This window comes from Nostoc sp. FACHB-892 (assembly GCF_014698795.1).
Classification (GTDB): domain Bacteria; phylum Cyanobacteriota; class Cyanobacteriia; order Cyanobacteriales; family Nostocaceae; genus Nostoc.
The window spans coordinates 35,531-56,580 of record NZ_JACJTR010000040.1 but is presented as its reverse complement, the minus strand read 5'-3'; the positions used below and the strand labels follow the sequence as shown (position 1 = coordinate 56,580).

General features: G+C 42.6%; 9 protein-coding genes. 3 read left to right on the top strand and 6 right to left on the bottom strand.

What is annotated here, in order from left to right:
• The 3 genes from H6G96_RS31780 to H6G96_RS31770 all read right to left on the bottom strand — a co-directional run.
• The coding region (locus H6G96_RS31780) for an AAA family ATPase (RefSeq protein ID WP_190917047.1) at positions 1-4,489 on the bottom strand (4,489 nt) is incomplete at its 3' end.
• Between the two features lie 318 nt (positions 4,490-4,807).
• Positions 4,808-5,647 (bottom strand): hypothetical protein, encoded by an 840-nt coding sequence (locus H6G96_RS31775; protein WP_347242299.1) that lies wholly within the window; start codon positions 5,645-5,647, stop codon positions 4,808-4,810.
• A 269-nt stretch (positions 5,648-5,916) separates the two neighbouring features.
• The gene (locus tag H6G96_RS31770; protein ID WP_199339809.1) at positions 5,917-8,997 is read right to left on the bottom strand and encodes a Tn3 family transposase; all 3,081 of its coding nucleotides are present in this window, start codon (positions 8,995-8,997) and stop codon (positions 5,917-5,919) included.
• A gap of 197 nt (positions 8,998-9,194) precedes the next feature.
• On the opposite strand from H6G96_RS31770, the gene H6G96_RS31765 reads away from it, so the two are divergent.
• Entirely contained in the window at positions 9,195-9,779 is a 585-nt protein-coding gene (locus H6G96_RS31765) for a tyrosine-type recombinase/integrase (protein ID WP_190917045.1), read from the top strand.
• 370 nt (positions 9,780-10,149) lie between these two features.
• A complete protein-coding gene (locus H6G96_RS31760; protein WP_190917043.1) occupies positions 10,150-11,088 on the top strand; it encodes a hypothetical protein in 939 nt (312 codons plus the stop codon).
• A gap of 72 nt (positions 11,089-11,160) precedes the next feature.
• On the opposite strand, the gene H6G96_RS31755 is transcribed toward H6G96_RS31760, so the two are convergent.
• Entirely contained in the window at positions 11,161-11,301 is a 141-nt protein-coding gene (locus H6G96_RS31755; protein WP_190917041.1) for a hypothetical protein, read from the bottom strand.
• A gap of 799 nt (positions 11,302-12,100) precedes the next feature.
• Between H6G96_RS31755 and H6G96_RS31750 the strand changes: the two genes are divergently transcribed.
• Entirely contained in the window at positions 12,101-17,824 is a 5,724-nt protein-coding gene (locus tag H6G96_RS31750) for a VCBS domain-containing protein (RefSeq protein WP_190917039.1), read from the top strand.
• Positions 17,825-18,272: 448 nt separating this feature from the next.
• On the opposite strand, the gene H6G96_RS31745 is transcribed toward H6G96_RS31750, so the two are convergent.
• Both H6G96_RS31745 and H6G96_RS31740 read right to left on the bottom strand, forming a co-directional pair.
• A complete protein-coding gene (locus H6G96_RS31745) occupies positions 18,273-19,139 on the bottom strand; it encodes a DUF6671 family protein (protein ID WP_190917037.1) in 867 nt (288 codons plus the stop codon).
• A gap of 288 nt (positions 19,140-19,427) precedes the next feature.
• The gene (locus tag H6G96_RS31740; protein ID WP_190917035.1) at positions 19,428-20,063 is read right to left on the bottom strand and encodes a hypothetical protein; all 636 of its coding nucleotides are present in this window, start codon (positions 20,061-20,063) and stop codon (positions 19,428-19,430) included.
• Positions 20,064-21,050 lie beyond the last annotated feature (987 nt).

The window sequence follows — 21,050 nt, the reverse complement described above, 5'->3', positions numbered from 1 at the left end:
TGGCATTTTCGATGGCGATCGCTGCTTGAGTCGATAATAGCTGCAAGACCTGCGATCGCTCTGGTGTAAATACTCCAGCTGCTAACCGATTTTCTAAATACAATACACCGACCAGCTTGGCTTGATTTAGCAGCGGCAAACAGAAAATAGATTGAGGCTGGTTCTGTTGAATGTATGGCTCATTAATAAAAGCACCTTCACGAGTCGCATCATTTAAGGTGACAGGCTTTAGAGTCCGAATCACATATTGAATGATTGATTCTGGCAATTGATCGGCAATTGGAATAGACTGTAACACCTGAGTCGCACAAGCATTCTCATCGGTATTGAGTTCACAAGCCGCTTCAATCAACCATTCTCCTGAGTTTTCTAAAATCAGATATCCGGTTTGTGCGCCAGCATTCTCAATTAAAATTTGCATCAGCGATCGCAGCAGTTGCTTCAGTTCAATTTCACGAGAAATCGCCTGTGAAGCTTTCATCACTGCTGCTAAATCGAAAGCGGTATGGAAGGGATTAGAGATAGTTTCAGCAGTAATAGGAATTGATGCGGAAGCGGCTCTAGACGACTGAGGAAAGAACTGTGGATAGCGAGTTTCTAAGTCTTTGACTTTAGCGGTTGCGCCCCAGCGATCGTAGCAATAGTGCGCCTCTTTCATGTAAGTTTGAGCAAATTTTTCTCGGCCTCGCGCCAGATAATGTTTAGCCGCTAATTCATAAGCTAATGCTTCTTCCTGGATGTACTCATTTTCAGCAGCGCCTGCGATCGCCCGTTCATAAAACTCTTCAGCCTCAAGAAATTGCCCTAAGACTCGTGCTTTCTCTGCCTCGGCTAGATAAAATTTATGTAGATAATTCATTGGGGCGTGTTCTGCCCATTTCTGCATTTTTTCTTGGTTGGTGTTAACACAGTTTAGCCAAGCTGCTTTTTGGGAGTTTGAAGCATCGAGCAAAAGGCTCAAAAGCGCCAGCGAATGATAGAAACAGAATACAGGTAAAACCTTTATTGCCGTCGCTTCTTCAAAATGTTGCCTTGCCAAAATAGCAGTCTGTACAGCTTGATGATATTCTTCAAATAGATAAAACAGTATAACTTTGTGCAGATATAACATTTGAATTGCAGTTCCATCTTTAACTGCAATAGCGTGTGATAACGCCTCCTCTTCATTATACACCCGACCAACTAAGCGACTGGGATTAAGAGACCTATCTAACAAATTAAGAATGGTCTGCCACACTATTGCAATCCAAGTCGAGGGGCTTTCCTGTCTGATTCGATCAACCGCTTTGCTGTATGTTGCCGTTTTTTGTTCCAATTGGGTGAGTGACTCACCGACGAAAAACGAGTTGTAGCACACGTTATATGCAGCATAACCAGCGGTTCCAAAGTCTCCGGTTTCCACTCCTTCCTGATAAGCCTCAACCAGCAGTGGTATCGTCTCCTTAAGATGTATTTTCCATTGCATAACATGGTCACTAAATAACTGTAATGCGCTAGCCTTGCCTTTTTTGGTATTCAATCGTTCTACCAAGCTAAGAGCCAATTGACCAAATTTATAGCCGAGTTCAATGTCTTGAACAACTCCACATAGAACAAATCCGTAGGCAGCATAATACAGTGGTGACCAGATAGCATTACCGTAGTTGATTGATAAATTTACCGTTTTGCAAGTAATCAGCATGAATAGTGCTGGTGATACTATGAATGCAGCAGCCCCTATATTCGCTAGGATTGACATTGCTGCTAGCGGTTCTGGTGCAGTCATCTCTGGTAAATTAACTAAGTCTTCAATTTCTCGTTCAGCTAATCGTGCAGCCGTTGACTCCAATCCGCCTCGAACATCTAACTCACTTGGATTTTCTGGTAAAATCACTCCCAGGAGCTTCAACACTTCCAAGCCAATTTTGAGTACTTCTTTCAGGTTGCCCTGTGAGAAATATCTTTGAATTTTGCTATCGTAAACTTGCACTTTGTCAACCACTGTTTTGGCACGAGCAAGTACCACTTCTACCAACTGTTCCATCTCATTAAAGCGACCCTGGAGATACGCCGCTTCTGCTGCTTCTGAGTACAGCGCTAAGGTGAGCTCATACTCACGCTGCCAACTCTCTGTATCGAGAAGTTGAAGACCTGTAGTGAAATACTTAAAAGCTGCTTCATAAGCCGTTGCTGCCTTTGCTTTCTGACCTGCCATTAAATTCAATCTGGCAATTTCAGTTCGTTCTAATCGAGCAGTGACTAGCTCAAGTCCTTGATTGAGATGATCGATGATTTCAAACAACCGATCAGATCGTTGCTCTGGTGAAGTTTTTTCGAGCAAATTGCCACCGATTTGGAGATGAACAACCTGTTTCTGCGACTCATCAATTAAGGCATAAGCCGCTTGCTGAACGCGATCGTGCAGAAACTTATACTCTTGAACCAACAAATCTTCGTCCAATTCAGACAGAGGTTGAATTAATCCCGCTTGTATTACTGCTAGTAGATCCTGAAAAATTGCTTTCGGTGATTTTTCGCAAACGATCGCCAATGTCTCTAAATCAAATTCAGCCCCGACACAAGCCGCTATGCAGAGAGTTTGCTGTGTTGCTGACGGCAATTTCTGCAACTGACGCAGCAGCAACTCCACCACATTATCCGTGATATTTTGAGCTTCAATCTCAGTTAAGTTCCACTGCCAGATCAACTGTTGTGTATCGAAAGTCAACAGATTTTCGCCATACAGCATTTTCAAAAATTCACCAACGAAGAAAGGATTGCCCTCCGTTTTATGCAATACCAACTCAGCTAAGGAACGAACGGTATCAGGATTGCGATGTAATGTCTCAGCGACCAGTTGACTCAACGGCAAGAGCGTTAAGGGTGCCAGAATGATTTCTTGAAGCACTGCCCTTTGTTTCCTCAATCGCTCCAGCGTTAATGCCAGTGGATGCGCTGGATTCACTTCCGAGTCTCGATAGGCTCCGATCAGAAATAGAAATTGGGTTTGCTCGTCAAGCATCATTAGTTCGATTAACTTCAGCGTGGCTGAATCCGCCCACTGTAAGTCATCTAAAAAGATCACCAGAGGATGTTCTTGGGAACAAAATACTCGAATAAACTGCTGGAAAACTCGATTAAAACGATTTTGAGCTTCTGTGGCTCCCACCTCTGGGACGGGTAGCTGCCTGCCGATAATCAGTTCTACTTCGGGAATCACATCAATGATGATCTGTCCGTTACTCCCTAATGCCGTCAGCAGACGTGATCGCCACTGTTGCACTTGCTCATCCGGTTCCCCCAGAAGTTGCTGCACCAACTTTTGCAGGGCATCCACAATGGCGCTGTAGGGAATATTGCGCCTGAATTGGTCAAATTTACCAGAAATAAAATAACCACGGTTTGCTGTGATCGGCTTATAGAGTTCCTGCACTAATGCTGATTTGCCAATTCCCGCATAGCCAGAAACCAACATCATTTCGACTTGGAATTGAGGATTTTCTATGCCTGACTCTGGTCGGTGAGCTTCGCCAACATTCCCTCTTGGGGCTACTCTTTCAAACGCCGCCAATAATGCTGCAATCTCCGCTTCGCGTCCATACAGCTTTTGGGGAATCTGAAACTGATCCGAAACATCTTGCAGACCTAATTGAATATGAGCAATTTGACCTGTTGTTGTAAATTGCTCTGTACAGCGTTCTAAATCCGCTTTGATCCCCCAGGCACTTTGATAGCGATCCTCCGCATTTTTCGCCATCAACTTCAAAATTATCCCTGAAATGGGTTTGGGAATCGTGGCGTTCAATTCATGCACAGGAATCGGCGGTTTGGCAATATGACAATGAACTAGCTCCAGGATGTCTTGAGTGGGGAACGGTAGCTGTCCAGTTAACAGTTCGTAGAAGGTCACGCCCAGCGAGTAGAAATCGGTGCGATAGTCGAGCATCCGGTTCATCCGCCCGGTTTGCTCTGGCGACAGATAGGCAAGCGTGCCTTCTAACACATGGGGACTTTTGAACGTCGGATTCGTGCGGTTAAATTGGGTCGCAATCCCAAAATCAATAATTTTGACAACGCCAGTTTCCAGATTAAAGACTATGTTTCCAGGGTTGATATCTTTATGAATGATATTGGCTGCATGGATTCTGCCCAGAATGTCGCAAACAGCGATCGCAAGACCGAGAAAAGTGGATAAAGGCATCGGGCAGAAGATATCTGGGCGCTTGTGCATCCATTGCTCTAGGGACTCCCCCCCAAAATCTTCTAAGATAATCACCAGAGTCCGTTGATAGTCCTGCTGGCTGTATGCCTTAACCACTCCTTCTAAATTCAGGGAACGGGTAATTTTATATTCTTGTCTGTAGCGGGTTAGTTCTTGGGGAGAAGGATAATCAAGCTTTAGCATTTTTACAATGATCCCTACTCCATCGTCTCTGATGCCCCGGTACACTAGAGAATTAGAACTTTCGTATATTTTGTTTTGGATAACAATACCAGGTAGAGCGATCATAGAGCAACTCTTGAGAGGATAATCTGGTACACCTCAAACTATACAGCAATCCAGCTATCTAGATTTTTCATCTTCTGAAATCCTATTTAGTTTTGTTCATTTCTAGCCAGTTGCAGAACCTTAACTCAACTCTGTAGAGTGCTGTATCAATTATGTAGAGCGTTTCTACAGCACTCATTTGACAACTGGCGTAGCACGGGACACCAGTTGCGGAAAGTTTTGCCCTATCCCTCGACAACTTCTTCACTGTCCTGTTATGGTGATATATCCATTGAAACTGCAACCCAAAGACATTAGATGCCAATTTGCCAAAATTGTTTAGGGTGTTATCTCTGCCCCATATTCAGACTCTAGTACATTCAACAACTTCTCTTCCACAGCCGTTAGATAAGGTCGATTCAACTTACCCAACGACTGCAACAGACTTTTGACTGTCTCCTCCAGCGAATCGGAATACACCCGACTGATGCGATCGCAAATCACCTGCATCTGCTGACACTCGGCAGGCAGGTAATTGTAAGACTTCAGGTGTTGCAACCCAATGGCGTACTCCCCATCCCACATTCTCACCGTGCAACTAAAGTTATTCACTGCGCTGACAATTGCCCAACAGCCACCTTTACCTCTCAGTTCGGGATTATCCTTAGCAAGAATTTGGCACACTTCACCCAACTGGTAGGTGTTTGGTACTTTGGTTCTCTCCATTATTTTTTGCACCACATCAGTGACGATCCTGGCACTGGGAACTTTACCGCCAGCCTCCTGTACTGCGCGTTGCCAAACTTTAACCTGCTGTTGCGGTTCTAGCTTTGCCAGAGGGCGCACTTGTCCTTCATTAGTTGGCAGGATTCGTGAGGGGTTAGGTCGATTTTTGTCTACTTCCTCGTTTTGGGAACAATTTGTTCCCATTTTATCTGCTTCCCCGTTTTGGGAACAATTTGTTCCCGTTTCATCCACTTCCTCATTTTGGGAACAATTTGTTCCCGTTACTATGTTGTCAAATACTACAGAACCAGCTATTAGATAATTGACTCGGCGATGGGTGTATCCAAATCTATCACGACAATACTCCTCAAATGTGCGATGAGTGGATCTGTATAACCTACGATCACGCAACTGGGCCAATGCCTTGCCTGCTTCAAAAAATGCACGTTCCACCTTGCGTTCTAAATGCAAGCGATCACTAATTTCCTGCTCGGTTAATTCGGAAATTTCAACAGCAGTAACGGTAATTGTTGCTGTAGCTGGGTCTTCTTCTTGAGCAAGATTATCTGGTGAGGTGCTGTCAGTGGATGAAGAGACGGTGGATTTTTTGGGCTTTGAGGATGGTTTAGGGTGGCCGCCGAGATACGTGCAAAATGGGACACGTTGTAAAGTTTTGTTAAGAATAGAACAAAAAACCTGTGATTTACAAGGTTTACAGCCGCTTAAGCAAGCAATAAACTTTCGACCTCATCCAATGATGGTGGCACAGTCTCCATATCAATCAGGTAATCACCAAACCGCTTAACATGAGCCGTAATATAAGGACTCACAACCGCCACATCCTCACGACTAATCAAATATCCCTGCTTCTGTAAATCACGCAATATATCAGTTAAATCAACAACATTTTGAAACAAAACAGCATTTGCTACCAAGTCCTTATAATTAATTACTTTTTCCTGTTCAATTGGGTCATTCTTCATGACAACCCCAAAGCCGCCAAAGAAAAACCACTTTGAGAATTTATGGTAAGCTTCCACAATATTCGTAACAGCAGTAATTTCTTTTCTTAGCTGCATATCCGATATGTATTGTAGTAAGAAAACAGTTCTCACTACTTGTCCTAATTCCTGAAAAGCTTGATATAACCTGTTTTTACGGCTATAATTTCCCAATTTACGCAATAAAATTGCACTCGATACCTTACCTGTTTGGATTGATAGAACTACCTGTAAAATATCTTGCCAATGAGTTTCTATCCGCTTCCAATCAACGTTAAGAGAGAACAAAGAATCAATATGTTGATAAACAGTATCTTTGTCAGGACGATAAAAATTTAAATCTTTCCAATTACGAATCCGAGGCATTAACTTAATTCCCAGCATATGTGCCAATGCAAACACAGGTGTTGATTGACCGTGGGTATCAGCATGAATTGTGTCGGGTTGAATATCGGAAGAGTTTTTTAACAATCCCTCGATGATATGAACAGCTTCCCAAGTGCCACAAGAAATAAACTGGCTAAATAAAGCCACATAGGTATCAGAGACATGGTGGTAAGCTATTCCTCCGTAGCCACCGTAGCGAATATGATACTCAGACAGTAAATTCTCTTCGTAGAGTTCATACTTTGTTCCATCTGCTGCCGCACTTTTACCATCGCCCCAAACTGAAGGCAGATTTAAAGCATTGTAGCGGTTAATAATATTCACCAATGCAGCATTGAGCTTATCCACAGTCACATGGCGACGGTTGACAAATGCCAGTTCCTTCGCGGTGACGATACCTCGCATATGTCTCGCTGCTTGAGTCGGCCCCAAATTGCAACCATAAGTAAACGTCGTTAAAAGATAACGTTCCGTCGCACGTTCAATTTTAGGATCACTACCAGACAGCGGGCCAAAGTGACGGGTAAAATTTGTCCAGTAGTCAACATTTCTGAGGATATCAATTAAATTTCTTTCTGGAAATTGTTCTTCGATTTTCTCTATTAAGGCAATGGCCGCAACACTCAACTCGTTACGCTGATACTTTTTGAGTATGGGTTCGCCTTCATCATTAATAATAAATTGGTGGTTATTGGGATAACCTGCATCCACCGCCGCCGCCGTGTCCGTCAACCAAGATTTTAGTGTCAAGGTAAACTCAGAAGCAGTATTGGGAAAACCTAGATTCTCACAGTATTGGTCAACTAACGGCAAACACTCTGACCAAGGCAGTAATTGTTCTCGGTAGTCGGCATAATCTTCACTACCAACAACGCAGATATCTCCTGACCTTAATTCGGCTGCTAAGTAGTAAAAAATACAAGCCTCGAAGTGCCGCCGAACGAATTTGGTTTTCTCTCCTTGCTTGACTACAATTAATTTTCGCCACTGTTCTGAAATAAAATCTAGTTCAATACTTGCTTTGAGAAATTCTCCTCGACGATGAGAATTCTCTAGAACAAATTGTAATGCTTCAATAACACTTTGTTCGTTAGTAGTTGATTTCAACTCTAATGCTTTTACTAAGCGAAAAAATGTCCGACGGTGATTTTTATAGAATTTCCAAATTAGAGGAAGATGATTATTACCCCTATAAGCATTCATCGCCTCACATTCAGAAAGTAGTTGCTCTGCTCCTCCGTCTTGAGTGAATACATTATTTAGTTTATGAAACAGAGATATTTCCTGATTTTTTAGTGACTCGGTAAAGAGATTTAATTCCTGTATCTGCTCCTTTGAATGAGATGAATAACTATCGGATGCTTCAATCTCTGGGTGAGAGGATACTGGTTCATGATTTAATTGATTCTCCTCCATAAACACATGGATGACATTAGTCAACACACCAACTAATTTCTCTTGTGTTTCTTGAATTCTCTTTTTGATGAGTTCTAATTCTTTGGTAGCGTCGTTATTGATTGAGCGCATTTGTTTTAAAAACATCTCAACCAAACTATCTCGTGCTGTCACTTGCGCCGCATAAATTAAGCATAAAATCAAAGTAATCCGTTTGGATAAACTAAAATCCTTGATTTCATGGGCATCTAACACCCGTGCTTCCGCAGCAAAATGGTAAATTTTCGCCGTGGTAATATCCTTGAGGATTGGCTTAACATCACCCAAAGAATCCAGCCAGATTAAATGTACAATAAAGTCATTGATATTGTTACGGGTAGGGCTTTTAGGTAATTGCTTCAGGCTATTGAATGAGGTTTGATACTCAAGAGGATGACGCTCTAACAAGTCCAGCAAGCGTTCTTGGTAATCTGACGAGATGCGACTCAGTACCAGGGAAAATAATCTTTGATTTACGACATTTCTCACTCGACGGACTAATCTATTTAATGTGTTAAATCCTGGTAATTCATATCTATTCTTAACTAATTCAGCAATGGCTACATTCATTAAATCAGCAGGGTTATCCATAACAGTCGCCGATTCATTCACTGCTTTTATAGCTATATGTAGTCCAGTTTGATTAAATTGATTTACCTGGAGATATTCGCGGATAGCAGTCCGGTGTCGATACATAGTTTTGCGATTTTCATAACCCAAAACAGTATCATCTGTAAATTTTAAATTGCTGCGAATATGATTAACTATTTTCAGAGGAATTTCTATTAGCGAAGGAAAGTAACCTAGTCGCTGGAATGATTTTAATAGGCATACTAAGTTAAGAATATTACTTTCACCTTTAGTTGTTGCGTAAGCAAAAGCAATTTCACTCTTGTTGGGTGTGTAAATCTCAGTGAGTTCTTTGGCGGTTAATTGACGCTTAAATCGAGGGTAAGCGGTACGTTCTATCGATGTCACCATCAGTATGTATTTGTGCCATTTAACACTTCAAAAGATATATATCACCAATCAGCCACTACGTCAGGAGTTTATGTAGAGAAACATTACCAAAAAGAACTGTTTATGGGCAAGTTTTTAATATGGAATGTGTGGGGGGTTGATTGTGTCGTACCCAATGTTAAAGTACCCAATTACCTTTTATGGGCAAGTTGGTTTTTATGACTCATACTGCTCCACCCAAAAAAGTCACAAACCTAGAGAAACGCACACGAGAATATCTGCTACCCAATGAAGTTGAAGCCATGATTAAAGCAGCCTCATCAACAGGGCGGCATGGTCACAGAGATTCGACTTTAATTTTACTGGCTTATCGTCACGGTCTACGTGTATCAGAATTGGTAGCCCTGCGATGGTCACAAGTAGATTTTTCTAGTGGCACAATTCATATCAATCGACTCAAGCATGGTATCAGTTCAACCCATCCTTTACGTGCCAGAGAGTTAAGGTGGCTACGACAACTACAACGAGAATATCCTAACTCCCCTTACTTGTTTGTTTCTGAGCGTGGGACTCCGATGGCTGCTGCCACAGCCTTTAATATTATTAGTCGTGCTGGCACTCTTGCTGGGTTGGCTTTATCGGTACATCCACATATGTTACGTCATGCCTGTGGGTTTTATCTGGCATCTCATGGTCATGACACTAGAGCTATTCAGGCTTATCTGGGACACAAGAATATTCAACACACTATTCGCTACACAGAACTATCGAGCGATCGCTTCAACAATTTCTGGCTCGACTGAACCTAAAATCAATGGTTTCAACCTGATTTCTTTACAAAACTTTACAACGTGTCCCATTTTGCACGTATCTCGGCGGCCACCCTATGAGAATTAATCGCCCTCTAAAAGGGGCGGCCTCCACAATTTTATTTGCTTAATATTACACCTATGGAATTTCCACGCCTTCAAAGGAGTTTCCAGGCATCGTAGTCCCACAAGTTGAAAAACAACTCAGCGATCACAGGTTCAACAGATGGAAATATATCTAAACAAGCTCACGAAAAACCCCAACCTCAGTAAAAGGTTTGGGGAACAAATATCAATATAGTTACACCTCTATCATGGCACAACTCGATATTCGTTCCAGCACTGTTCAGCTAGAGGTGGAATAATGCCTAAACCACCTTCTAGAACCAACAAAGCCACCTCTGCCGCAAAGAGTGATTCAAAACCACCCGTTAACTCTGCAAACGAGGATATCTCTGTTGAGGAAAATCTAGCTACAGCAACGATTACGGTTACTGCTGTTGAAGTTCCAGAGTTGACAGAGGAAGAACAGCGCGATCGGCTGCACCTAGAGCGCCGTGTGGAAAAAGCGTTTTTCGAGGCTGGCAAGGCGTTGACGGAATTGAGGGATAGACGGCTTTATCGCTCCACGCATAAAACCTTTGAAGAATATTGCCGCGATCGCTTTGCTCATAGTCGGCAACAATCCAATTATTTGATTGCCGCAGCTGGTGTTTACGAAAATTTGACAACCATTGGTTGTCAAAATGTGGAAAATCAAAATTTGACAACCAATGGGACACAAATTCTGCCCACGAGTGAACGCCAGGTTAGACCAATAACAAAACTGGAGCCTCAACAGCAATGGGAGGTATGGCAGACGGCAGTGGAAGAAGCCGGAGGTAAAGTACCATCTGCTAGAGTTGTAGGTGATGTAGTACAACGGATCATGGAACGTACTAAAGCGCCAAATCCTTATTCTGTTGGGGAAGTCTGCCAAATTTTAGCCAAGGATAATCCCGAACTTAGGGGTAAAGGTGGCTGCTGGGGCATCGTTAATCAGGTGAATGATTTCAGCTGCACTGTAAAACTCTGGGATGGGGGGTACACCGTTGGTGTGCAGCACCTTAAATCTTACAATTACTTGCCTGCCGAGTGTGAGCAGATGCAGGTGATTTGCGATCGCATTGCACGAGTGTATTCGGGCGGGTTGGAGGAATCGGTGCAGAAATTTTTGGAGTCGTTGGGGAAGCAGAATCGGGCTTATCTGACGGCGCTGGAAGAAAAAGTGTTGAGTTTGTTGGAAACTGAGGCCAGAAACTAATGCAACAATGCTTTGAGTGATCTATTGCAGTGAGAGTGGAATGGTACTAAGAAAAGCGGAAACGCTTATCAATTAAGCAGTCTGCAATTGTTTATGTAATTCTTGCCGGGATTTAGTCAATATGGGGTATGGTTTGGGGCGGCGTTTGGTAACTCGTGGTTCAGTGCGTGCGGGACGGTCAGGAACTTCTTTGTGAACAATAATTTTGAGCATTGTGCAATAAATTTTTAGGCGTTGTTTAGAGTCAGCAGCTAATAATTTGGGAATAAAGTTAATTAAATGGTGGCGAGTACCTTGAAAGGATAGGCACAACGGAGGAGTATCATAAGTAGTGCCATTCGGTCACATCCCTAGTAGTAATAACTTTATCCGTTTGTGCCGTATTCTCATATCTACTTCATCTAATCGCCGCATAACCGTGAAATTATAGAGGAGAAGCGGCACAAAGTACCTCTTAAGACAGATACAAGAATAACTTTGTTAAAGATAGGAGGCTGCTAGAATCGCGGCTCACAGATCGACTTATGAGGGAAACTAGTATAAAACTTTTGAAATTAATGAACTTTAGCTCATCAAAAACACGGTTTAAATTGGGGGCAACGATACAGATAGTGTGAAGATTAGGCCTTAACTTTAAAAACCAACCAAGCTTTTGACTTCTTGGCAGTGGCTAATCCCGCACTAGAGACACAACAAAGTGCTTCTCTAAACTTTTGCGGGAGTGAGAGGATGAACCCGTCAGATTACTGAAGTCAAATTTTCATCCACCACTCATCCCAACTGTTATTGCCGCTTCTCTTTGACCAAGCATTTGGTTTAAACAGTTCTAATTGATCTGACAGATTTTTGCCTTTGTTAAGCAGAGAATGTGCGGTATTGCGATCGCCGCTCTAATTTTTGCTGCCATTCCCTAATTGATTTGCCTGATTCAACCTATAACCACTTCTTTACACAGCCCCAATTCACTTCTCAAAACTAAGTACTCAAACCTATATTACCCAGGAAACACTTTATGACTAGCCTAAACGAAAGTATTTTGAATGATTCTCTGCTTTTAGCTCAGCAGCAACTCCAAGGCTTTGCCCTGCGCGATGATTTCTGGAGTGTCTTTGCTAGCGTTTTTAGCACCGGATCTGACCGCACTCTAGCTGAGGCAATGCAGCAAGCCTGGTTGAGTGGTGACTTCTCGCTATTGCCTGAGATTCAGGTGGTGGATGCTGCTTCCATGTCAGGAATCCAGGGTGGTTTTTCTGCCCAAACTGGCAAGATTTACCTCAACAGCGATTTTCTAGCAAATGCCACAGCAGACCAAATCTCAGCCGTATTGCTGGAGGAAATCGGGCATTGGGTGGATAGCCGCACCAACGTGAGTGACACAGCAGGCGATGAAGGAGAACTGTTTGCCAACCATGTCTTAAGGATAGCTTTGTCAGATGAAGTAGTATCTAGAATCGAGAATGAAAATGACGTAGCAACGATTTCTATAGATGGACAAGCTATTTCTGTTGAAGCGGCTAGTGGGCAATTTGACAATGGAGGTTTTGAAAATGGTAGCTTGGGAGGCTGGAGTTCAACTGGAAATAGTAGCATTACTACAAGCTCAATAGGAATTAATCCTGCTCAGGGGACTTATCAAGCTGTACTGCAAAGTAGTGGTTCTACTGACGCAAGTATTGAGTCGTTTTTAGGACTGTCCTCTGGCTCTCTTGATTCTTTGGTTCAAGGCAATGCAACTGAGGGATCAGCAATCAAACAAACTGTAACTGTAAGCGCTGGAACCAATCTGATATTTAACTGGAACTTTCTAAATGGAGAAGGTCAGAACTCTGGTTTCAAAGATTTTGCATTTGTTTCAGTTGTTCCAAACTCTTTAACAAAATTGGCTGATACCTTCAGCAGTTCTTTTACTTCACCTTTCCTAAATACTGGATACCAAACTTTTACTTATACTTTTCCAGTTACAGGAACCTTTACGGTTGGTGTTGGAGTTTTAGACTTTGGAGATACTGCAGTTGATTCTCGTCTCCTAGTAGACAACTTTAAAGTAAACAATGCTCCTACTGGCAATCTGACTGCTGTTTTTCCTTCTGGCAAAGAAGACAATGCATATACATTCAGTCAAGTATCTCTTCTACAAGGCTTCACTGATGTTGATGGCGATATCCTTTCTGTTGCTAATTTGACTGCTACAAACGGTAGCTTGATCAATAACAATAATGGTACCTATACATTTACGCCTACAACCAACTACAACGGTACCGTTAATCTTTCATACAACGTTTTGGATGGTAAAGGTGGTTCAGTTGCAGCAACTAACTCATTCAACTTGGTTGCTGTTAACGATGCACCTCAAGGTACTGACAAAACTGTCACCCTTAATGAGGATACTGTTTACACCTTTACAGTTGCTGACTTCGGCTTCAGCGATCCTGATGATACTCCTGCTAACAACTTTAGCGGGGTCAAAATTGTTGGAATTCCTGACCCTAATTGGAGTGGCATCTTAACAAATAATGGTGTTGCAGTTGGTTCCAACAGTTTCATCAGCGTGACTGATATCAATGCTGGTAATCTAAAATTTACCCCTAAGCTTAATAGCTATTCTACTTTTGGACATGGGGGTGTTAGCTTTTATGTACAAGATGATGGTGGCACAACTAACGGTGGCATCAACCTTGATCCTAGCGCCAATGTCATTGTACTCCCGGTTACTTCTGTTAATGATGCTCCCAATGGTTCAGACAAAACTGTTACCACTAACGAAGACACAGCTTATACCTTCACAACTGCTGACTTTGGCTTCAGCGACCCCAATGATACCCCTGCCAATAGCTTTACTCGTGTCAAAATTTCTACACTTCCTGGTGCTGGCACGCTTACAAAAGATGGTGTTGCCGTTAGCTCAGCTAATTTTGTTACCGTAGCTGATATTAGCGCTGGTAAGCTGAAGTTCACTCCAGCAGCCAATACTAATGGCAATGGCTACGCTAATTTCACTTTCCAGGTTGAAGACGATGGTGGCACAGCTAACGGTGGTGTTAACCTTGACCCAACCCCTAACACGATTACAGTCAACGTCACCCCGGTTAACGATGCCCCTGTCCTTGACCTTAACGGCACAGCTACAGGAACAGGGTTTGCAACTAGCTTTACCGAAGACTCAGCAGCCATCAGTATTGTCAGCCCTGACCTTAGTCTGGCAGATGTTGACAGTAGATCTGTCAACATTGCTACCGTTCGCATCACTAATCTGCAAGATATCGGGTCTGAAATTCTCTCGGCTGATGCTACAGGCACCAGTATTACAGTTACTTACTTCGCTAATGTAGGTGTCCTAGAACTGCGTAACTTTGACACTCTAGCTAATTACGAGAAAGTGCTGCGATCGGTGAAGTACAGCAACACGTCCCAAAAGCCCAGCGTTGGCGATCGCAACATCGAGTTTGGCGTCAATGACTCGATGGCAAACAGTGTGCCTGTAACTGCAACGGTTACAGTGATTCCAGTCAATGATCCGCCAGCGTTGGATTTGAATGGAGCTGCTCTAGGGCTGGATTTTGCAACTAACTTCACTGAAGACGGTGGTCCTGTTGCTATTGTTGACAGCAACAACCTCAGCCTCAGCGACGTAGACAACTCTACGGTTAACATTGCTACCGTCAGAATCACCAATTTACTCGATGGTGCTGCTGAATTGCTAGCCGCCGATACCGCAGGCACAAATATCAACGCTACTTATGCCCCAGATTTTGGAGTACTAGAGCTGCGAGGAGAAGACACAACTGCCAACTATCAAAAAGTCCTTCGCAGTGTTACCTATAACAATACCTCACAAAGTCCCAATCCAACAGCTCGCTTCATTGACTTTGGAGTCAATGATGGGGCAGCCAACAGCACTGTAGTAACTGCTACTGTCAATATTACTCCTGTCAATGATGCACCAGTAGTTACCAATACAATTGCTACTCAAAACGGTACAGAAGATACCGCCATCAACTTCATCATTCCAGCTAACACCTTCAGTGATGTCGATGATACCAGCTTGACGTTAAGTGCCACTTTGGGTGATGGAAACCCACTGCCTACTTGGTTAGCCTTTGATACCGTTAGCCGTACCTTCAGTGGTACTCCCCCTCAGGATTTCAACGGTACCTTGAGCCTGAAAGTAACGGCAACAGATTCTGGTAACCTCAGCGCTGCAAGCACCTTTGACCTAGTGATTGCTGCGGTTAATGATGCTCCTGTTCTGACACAACCTGCCCTAATCAGCTACACCGATACGGCTGCTGATGATCCCTTTGACAACGCTACCGGCACCTTGTCAGCTAGTGATGTTGATGCAGGGCAAACGCTTACCTATGGCATTGACGGTGCCATAGCAGATAGTAGCCTCAGTGGGTTTAACCTCTCCAAGGATAGTAGCTACGGCAAACTGTACCTCAACAGCACCACAGGTGTCTATAATTTTGTGCCTGATGATGCTGCAATTGAAGCTCTTATAGCGGACACTTCTGCATCCTTTTCAGTCACTGTCAGTGATGGCAACAGCGGCACCGACTCCAAGTTACTTAACATCAACCTAACTGGTGCTAATGATACTGCCAGCATCAGCGGTAGTGGCACAGCAGAAGTAACAGAAGATGCAAACTCTGGTCAGCTTACCGCCTTCGGTTCACTTAGTGTCAGCGATCGCGATACAGGTGAAAGCCAGTTTAACACCAGTGTCACCCCTACCGTTGGCAACCTTGGTACGCTCAACATTACCTCCGCAGGAGAATTCAGCTACAGCGTGAACAATGATGCCGTACAGTATCTCGGTACTGGACAAACGAAAACAGAAACATTTACCGTAAAATCGGTTGATGGTACTGCCACTAAGGACATTGAGATTACTTTGAGAGGAGTCAACGACGCTGCTAGCATTAGCGGCACAGCAACAGCAACAGTAACCGAGGATAGCAATGTCGTTAATGGCCAGCTCACCGCTACTGGTCAACTAACAGTTAATGATGTGGATGCTGGGGAAAATAAATTTAATACCACAGTTACTGGTAGTACTAGTAATCTGGGTAGCCTCAGCATTAACGAGTCTGGCAACTTTAGCTACAGTGTTAACAATGATGCCGTACAGTATCTCGGTACTGGACAAACGAAAACAGAAACATTTACCGTAAAATCGGTTGATGGTACTGCCACTAAGGACATTGAAATTACTTTGACAGGAGTCAACGACGCTGCCAGCATTAGCGGCACAGCAACAGCAGCAGTGACTGAGGACAGTAACCCCTCACTTGATGGCAAACTCACAACTACTGGTCAACTAACTGTTAATGATGTTGATGCTGGAGAAAACAAATTCAACACTACAGTCACTGGTACTGATAATCTCGGAAGCTTGACTATCACCGAGAAGGGAGCTTTTAGCTACACCGTAGATAACACTGCTGTACAGTATCTGGGTGCTGGACAAACGAAAACAGAAACATTTACCGTGAAATCGGTTGATGGTACTGCCAGCCAGGACATTGAGATTACTTTGACAGGAGTCAACGACGCTGCCAGCATTAGCGGCACAGCAACAGCAGCAGTAACTGAGGACAATAATCCCTCGCTCGATGGCAAACTCACCGCTACTGGTCAACTGACAGTTAATGATGTTGATACTGGGGAAAACAAATTCAACACTACAGTCACTGGTACTCTTGGCAATCTTGGCATCCTCAGCATCGATGAGTCTGGTTCCTTCAGCTACAGTGTTAACAATAATGCCGTACAGTATCTAGGTGCTGGACAAACGAAGACAGAAACATTTACCGTGAAATCGGTTGATGGCACTGCCACTAAGGACATTGAAATTACTCTCACTGGTGTTAACGATGCCCCTAAAGTGACGCAACTGATTGAAGATCAAATAATTTCAGTCAACCAGTCCTTCTCCTTGAAAGTCAGCGAAAACTTTGCTGATATTGACCAGGGCGATATCCTTACTTACAGTGCTACAAGTTTACCCACCGGACTCAGTATTGCTGCAAACACAGGTATAATATCAGGTCAAACCTCCAGTCCTGGCATCTTTACGGTTAATGTCACAGCTGCTGATGGCAAAGGTGGCACAGCTAGCGATGCTTTTGACCTGATCGTTGCCAACAACAATGCGACTTCTAAGGACGACATTATCTTTATGAGCCAACTTACTGGCATCAACAAAGATAAGCTCAATGCTAAAGAGGGGAATGATCGCGTTACTGGCACTGATGCCGATGAATTTATTGGTGGTGCAGAAGGCGATGATTATCTTGATGGTAAAGGTGGCAGCGACAAACTGCTGGGAGGCGATGGCAATGATACACTCCTAGGTGGATTTGGCAACGACGACCTCCAGGGAGGTGACGGTCATGACATACTTACTGGTTGGGGAGGAAGCATCAATGAAATCGACCAACTCAACGGTGGTAGCGGAGCAGACACATATCTTCTAGGAAACAGTACATCAGTCTTTTACACTAGGTCTGGCTACAATGACTATGCCAAGATTATCAACTTTGAAGCTAATGATAAGATTCAGCTTAAGGGAACTGCTGACAACTACTCTTTAGGGTCAGTGTCGGGTGTATTTGGCAATAAGGCATCTGTTGGTATCTTTACCAACAGTGGTACAGAATTAATTGCTGTTGTCAACGATGGGTTAAATGCAACCACGAATTTAGCAATGGATAGTCGTTTCACCTACGTCTAATTAGTGAACCATTCAAGTTAAAAGCTTATTTCAATACCTTTGCCAAAAAAAGAGTAAGCTGTTGTGCTTTTAATTTGCACAAACAGCTTACTCTTTTTTTTATTTTTCTTCCCCATTTAATAATAAGCTCTCCATCATTTAAAAGTTTATTTAACTACTATTGACCTCAAGTTTTGCGCTTTAGAGGTTGTTTGAAAAGTATCAACTTGAGGCTTAAATGCAACTCAGAGAAACCCTCGCAAGTCCTACAACCCTGATTCTCTGGTTCAACTTCTTGATAGCTAGAGTAGTCAAACATACGCAGGATGACTTTTCAAACATCCTCTGAGCTATAACTCGCTTTTTGTGGCTGAATGGGGTAATATTTAAATCCTTACACCACCAAATAATCTTCCTCAAGAGAAAAATTTAGAGATAGCAACAATCACCATTACTGCTGTTGAATACCTTACGGATTACAGTACATACAATGGGCTGGATTCGCAAATTCTATACCATTAGTAAATAGTTTCTCTTGATTAAAACCACATTTTTTACATTGATAAATTGCGGTCAGTGGTAAGGTGGTTGGGATCTGACAAAATTCACAGGGTAATCCCTGAATTATCTCAGTTATTTCAAAACCAGGGATATTACATTTTGGGCAACAACTGCTAATTTTATTGAGTAAATTCTGGGTAGCTTTTGCAATATTTTTCATCCGAGTGGGATTATACATTGCCCGCATATCTGTCTCAATATGTACCTGATTATCTGGTGAATTATGCAATGCAAAATCAACTGATGTTATCAAATCTATTTCTTTTGTAATACCTTTAGTTATCTCATTACATCTATTCTCTAAGTTTTCAAACCAGACAACTAATCCATGTTCTGGAAAACCAACTTTCTTAGCAAAAATATATGCCTCATCTAAATTTGTTATAATTTGATGATTAAAGTTAGTATCTGTAGAAATTTCTTCACCGATAATTTCTAGATTATTGATTTTATCTAAGAAAATAACTATTTCTCTATTACAGTAAATGTAAGGAACTAATGGATGGGGTGTAAAACTACCTTCGCTAGCGATCGCTAAATTTTCTTGTGTTAATTCTAAAGCTTTCTCTGCTTTGAATTTAGCTGCGGCAATTTGTGTTCCCGGACGTTCTACTTCTCTAGTAAATGTGCCAAAAATATCAGTATTAAAATCCTGTGGTACTATAATTTTGATGCCTAACTCTTGTTCTAATAGTGGAGCAATTACCTTTTCTTTTTGGTGCATTGTCGCCACCAACACAGCCCAACGATCATTAAATAATTGCTGGTCATTCATTCTGTGCTAATCCCTATTAGTTAAGTTTGTAGCTTTCTGTAATCCTAAAACGGCTGATTCTTCTGATTTTATCACCGCAAACCAGCTTGAGCTTTTTGAGTGCAAGCGTACTCGCACCGATGCCTGCGGCTCAAATAGCCTACGCAATTTGAAGCTCAAGTTCATCGAACCCAAAGCCCCCTAATTAGGGCTTGCCGAATGAAAGTGTAATCTAGTCATGATAAGGGTTTGAAACCTTTTTTCCAAAAAAGTGCCATTTATCCCTCTGCTTCATCTGTAGTAGCTGAACTATTCAACATCCTGCCAACCTTCTAAAGTTGCCAAAAATATATTGACAAGAGGATGATCTACTAATTCTTTTAATGCCTCTGTCTCGCCAGCTTTCAGCGCTCCAAGTACCCGTGCTTTCAAAGTAGAATTACCATTGATTTGGTTGAGTGCTTCTGTCACTGCTATCTGTTTTTCTAGTGGAGTGCTAGTAGGATAACTCTGTCCCAATTGGTTGAGAAGCTGCTGAATTTCTGCTGCGGCTTCTGCGAGATTCTGCTTTTGCTGTGGGCTATAGTTCGTGATATTGCCGCCGATTTGTTGTGCGGTTACTGTGTCTGCGTTGATTAGACCACCTGCAAATTGAGCGCCTTTGAGGTCAAAGTTGGATTGTTTGTTAGGGCTTTGTGACATAGTATTTCCCTGATTACTATAAGTTTGGGCGTAAAATTTAGGGCTTTGCAGTGCCGTAACCACCATAGTCTCTAAACTAGGAATTCGGCTATCTTTCTCTGGAATTAATGCTTGTAAATCCTGTTGTGCTAATGCTTTGAGTTGATTATAAATTTCAAAATATTCCGCGCTTAGTTCAGACTTGGCAGCTTCAACAGCAGTTTTAGCACGAAGCAGAAACTTGTTTTGACCACGTACTTCCATGCCCACGATTCGCAAATCTGCTTCTGGGTGATTCTCGGCTAACTACTTAAAGGAAATTGCGATTGCTTTCGGGTCAACGCCTTAGTTATAGTAAAGGTCGAGTCTGTATGGCTGGGCTGGTGAAAGTCAAGGTTTATACAGGAATATATCTAGGGTATGTGGTTTTATGCAATGTAGCGTAATATTTTTTTTAGAAGCTTCGATTGCTGACAATAGGCAGATGATTCACCATTGGGTGCAGTTGTGAATCTGGCTTCTACCGTGCAATATAAAACTGCCCTAGATTCAAGCTAGAGCAGTTTTTGATAGAAGTAAATTGTATAGGAGACAATTAGCGTTGTCCCCAGTTTATACATAGTAAATACCGTTATATAATACTATTCACCTCAAGTTTCGTGCTTTATGCAAAAAACGAATAATCTTGAAGTTGCCATTACAAAGTTTAGAGGTCAGCATCAGTCAGCGCATCACAGACGGCAACTGTGATTTTGAGCTTCTTCCTTGGTGGGACGCAGGACATGGTTGGTGGTAATGGGGTACTGATTCGGCAAATTTAGGAATGGAGGAAGTAGCGACACCGGACAGCCCATCGTAGACATCGCTTTAAAAGCCCACCGTAGGCATCGCCCCAACTATCGACACTCCCGCAAGAACATCAAGAGCTTTGTCGGACTGACCAAAGACGAAGCACCTGAGACAGACGAGGAGTGGCAAAAGTTCATGGCAGTGTGGGAGAATACTTGCGATAATTCGGTGGGAAAGTGAGCGCTCACCCTGATTCTTAAAGAAAATCCTTAAAAAACCTTGTTTTTGCAGTAACAATTAAACTTATTGAACTTTTTGAATAACACTCCGGTGGATAGAAGAGACAATTAATAGAGTATGCAACATTAAAAAAGAAATTTATCAAGAAAAGACAAAATCTGTAGACTAGCCGTTCAAAACTTGAAAGACAATTGATTCAATTTGGGTGATGGTATGCAGCAA

What these genes read in the sequence shown, in the direction of transcription:
- H6G96_RS31760 (WP_190917043.1), top strand. Translation starts at nt 10,150, where the DNA reads ATGCCTAAACCACCTTCTAGAACCAACAAAGCCACCTCTGCCGCAAAG.
- H6G96_RS31755 (WP_190917041.1), bottom strand. Translation starts at nt 11,301, where the DNA reads ATGCTCAAAATTATTGTTCACAAAGAAGTTCCTGACCGTCCCGCACGC.
- H6G96_RS31740 (WP_190917035.1), bottom strand. Translation starts at nt 20,063, where the DNA reads ATGGAAGTACGTGGTCAAAACAAGTTTCTGCTTCGTGCTAAAACTGCT.
- H6G96_RS31750 (WP_190917039.1), top strand. Translation starts at nt 12,101, where the DNA reads ATGACTAGCCTAAACGAAAGTATTTTGAATGATTCTCTGCTTTTAGCT.
- H6G96_RS31745 (WP_190917037.1), bottom strand. Translation starts at nt 19,139, where the DNA reads ATGAATGACCAGCAATTATTTAATGATCGTTGGGCTGTGTTGGTGGCG.
- H6G96_RS31765 (WP_190917045.1), top strand. Translation starts at nt 9,195, where the DNA reads ATGACTCATACTGCTCCACCCAAAAAAGTCACAAACCTAGAGAAACGC.
- H6G96_RS31770 (WP_199339809.1), bottom strand. Translation starts at nt 8,997, where the DNA reads ATGGTGACATCGATAGAACGTACCGCTTACCCTCGATTTAAGCGTCAA.